Below are 2,755 nucleotides of genomic sequence, written 5' to 3' on the forward strand. Positions count from 1 at the left end.
AGGCACCGGCGCGCCCGGGGGAGGCGGCACGGGTGCACCCGGCGCCGGCGGCATGCTGACCGAGATGATGTTGGGCCCGGCAGGCGGCGCAGGCGGCACTGGCTGCTCGGCGGGCATCGGCAGGAACATGTGCTTGGTGAACTGCGGCTGGTAGGCGCCTTCGCCACCGACCTTCACGCCGCCGCTCTCACCGGACGAGACCGGGGTGCCATCGGGCAGTGTCACAGCCGCATGGCCGCTGTTCCAGCCGATGACCAGCGCACCGGGCTCCGAGCCGTGCTTGAAGCCGCGGGCCAGCAGGGCGCTCTCCATGTTCCCGGTGTTGAACCGGTCGCCGTAGATCGGTCGCCCGGTGGCTGCATTGCTCACCCAGGAGGCCAGCCCTGAGCAGTCCGTACCTGCGGGGCTGTCGCCGCCGGAGATGTACGGCGTGCCCGAGACCTGGTTGATGAGCGTCAACATCGTCGCTAGAGCAAACATGCGGCCGGACATTAACAGAACGTCCGGAGCCCTCCAAAAACCGTGAGAGCGGCCACAATACGGATAATCTATGACGAAGATCACCAAAGTGGCTCGATTTTGGCAACACTCGACCGCTACATGGAGGGGTTCCACTCTCGCGCCCGAAACACACATCCGCCCAGCGAAGCTCTGCCCTCAGACCGTCGAATACCGCCCGGCAGGTGGACATTCGGACCGACGAACGGACAGGCCGCCGACCCGCACGCCGAAGCGGAGACCGCGGCGACCGGCGACACACGACGATCCCGCTTCGACCGATCCGGGGTGGCCCCGACACCGCCGCCGTTACCATTCGCCGGTGGCCAAACTGGAGTTGACCCGATCGTTGTCCATATCTCCTGAGCAGGCATGGGACCATGCGTCCAATCTCTCCGAACTGGGCGACTGGCTCACGATGCATCAGGGGTGGCGGGGCGAGGTGCCCGCAGAACTCGGCGAAGGCACCACGCTGGTGGGCGTGGCCGGCGCCAAGGGCATGCGCAATCGGGTGACCTGGACTATCCGCACCTTTGATCCGCCGCAACTGCTGAAGGTCACCGGTGACGGCGTCGGCGGGACGAAGTACGCCCTGACGATGTCGGTGAAGCCCGCACCCGACGGATGCACGTTCACCGTGCTCATCGATCTGGGTGGCCGTCCGCTGTTCGGTCCCATCGGCGCCGCCGCCGCCCGCGCGGTCAAGGGTGACATCGAGCGCTCGATCGAACGCTTCGAGGAGCTGTACGGCTGACGCCCGGTCAGCCGAGCGCAGGCGTGGCGACCGCGGCGATCCGGGCCGCGACGTCGGCGGCGACCGCGAGGGCGGCGGCATCCTCGGCCGCCTCGTACCGGTCCGCGGCGGCGTCGTAGGTGGCGCCGGCGATGGCCGCGTGATCGGTGTCGAGTTCGACCATGTCGACCGGCCAGTCGTCGCGTCGCAACGCCGAGGCGAATTCCCGGCTCGCCGTCACCGGCACGACGTCGTCGCGCGTCCCGTGTAAGAGAAGGAAGGGCGAGCGATGGCCGTCGCGGGGCAGGCTCATCGGCAGGGTCTCGCCCGTGAACGGCTCGGGGGCCATGAAAGCCCCTGCGAGACAGACGGTATGGCGCACCCGCAGGTCGAGTTCGGCGGCCCGCAGCGCAAGCCCGGCCGCCGCGAGGCCTCCCATGGACCAGCCGACCACCACGAGTTCGTCAGGTGCGGCGGCGCGCTGCTGCGCGAATCGCACGGATCCGAGCAGGTCCGACCTGCCCGCATCCTCAGCATGGGCATCCCAGTCGGCGGCCACGACGGCGACCCCGTGATCGGCAAGCTGCTGCGCCAGAGCGCGCACCGCGCTGCGCGAGTCGGTCTGCATGCCGTGCCAGATCAGCACCGTCGGTCCGCCGCCGACGCCGAACAGGTCGGCCTGCCGGCCGGGGGCGTACTCCACCGTCTGCACGGCGCCAGTCTGCCGCAGCGGCCGGGCTGCCGCCACGACTCAGCCCCGCCGGTGCATCGACACCGCGTAGTCGCCGCCGGTGAACGGTTCGCGGTCCCAGGTGGCCCAGCGGGCGACCGGCTGCAATCCGGCCGACTCCGCCAGCCGGTCGTAGTCCGCCACGGACAGCCGGTCCGGGCGGATCTGGAAGCCCGCGACCAGCAGACCACCCGCCGCGAGGCGGTCCGCGACCGCACCGAGCACCCGGCCCTCGGTCCCCGGTTCGACGAAGATCATCACGTTGCCTGCCATCACCGCCAGGTCGAAGACGTCGCGGAGGTGCGCTCCCAGGTCGGCGAGATCCGCCTCGATCCATGTCAGCGCGGGTTGCTTGGCGCGAGCCGCGGACAGCATGCCGGCGTCGACGTCGACGCCGACCACGGTGTGACCCCGCTCGGCCAGCGCGATCGCCACCCGTCCCGTGCCGCAACCGGCGTCGAGCACGCGGCTGCCGCCGTGCTCGGCCAGCAGTGCCGACACCAGGTCGGCCTCGCCGTGCACGTTGCGCCCCTCGGCGGCGAGGGACCGCCATCTCGAGTCGTAGTCGTCGCCCCGCGGGGCATCGGTGCGCTGCCATCGGGTGCTCACCGGATCAGGGTCTCAGATCGGCGCTGATCGGCGCCAACGATGTGCGTCCCGCCGCGCGAATCATCTAGTCTGGCGAACTATGAGGTCGACGAGGAGGATCGCCGCGACGGCGGCACTGCTTGTCCTGGTGGGCGGCGGCGGCTCCGCCGGCATTGCGGGCGCCCAGCCCGGGCCGCTTCCGGGCC

General features: G+C 70.5%; 4 protein-coding genes. 1 reads left to right on the forward strand and 3 read right to left on the reverse strand.

Going from position 1 to position 2,755, the window contains the following annotated elements:
* Positions 1 to 480 (reverse strand): C40 family peptidase (locus tag Q2100_RS30750; RefSeq protein WP_302917059.1); only part of this gene is annotated, 480 nt, incomplete at its 3' end.
* 340 nt (positions 481 to 820) lie between these two features.
* Here Q2100_RS30750 and Q2100_RS30755 point away from each other — a divergent pair.
* Positions 821 to 1,252: a type II toxin-antitoxin system Rv0910 family toxin gene (locus Q2100_RS30755; protein WP_264014201.1), complete on the forward strand. Its 432-nt coding sequence runs from the start codon at positions 821 to 823 to the stop codon at positions 1,250 to 1,252.
* 7 nt (positions 1,253 to 1,259) lie between these two features.
* Here Q2100_RS30755 and Q2100_RS30760 read toward each other — a convergent pair whose 3' ends face one another.
* Both Q2100_RS30760 and Q2100_RS30765 read right to left on the reverse strand, forming a co-directional pair.
* Positions 1,260 to 1,943, reverse strand: a complete 684-nt coding sequence (locus Q2100_RS30760; protein ID WP_302917060.1) for an alpha/beta hydrolase family protein — start codon at positions 1,941 to 1,943, stop codon at positions 1,260 to 1,262.
* A gap of 39 nt (positions 1,944 to 1,982) precedes the next feature.
* Positions 1,983 to 2,570 (reverse strand): class I SAM-dependent DNA methyltransferase, encoded by a 588-nt coding sequence (locus Q2100_RS30765; protein ID WP_302917061.1) that lies wholly within the window; start codon positions 2,568 to 2,570, stop codon positions 1,983 to 1,985.
* Positions 2,571 to 2,755: the final 185 nt, after the last annotated feature.

It is taken from the genome of Mycolicibacterium arseniciresistens, from assembly GCF_030519285.1.
GTDB lineage: Bacteria > Actinomycetota > Actinomycetes > Mycobacteriales > Mycobacteriaceae > Mycobacterium > Mycobacterium arseniciresistens.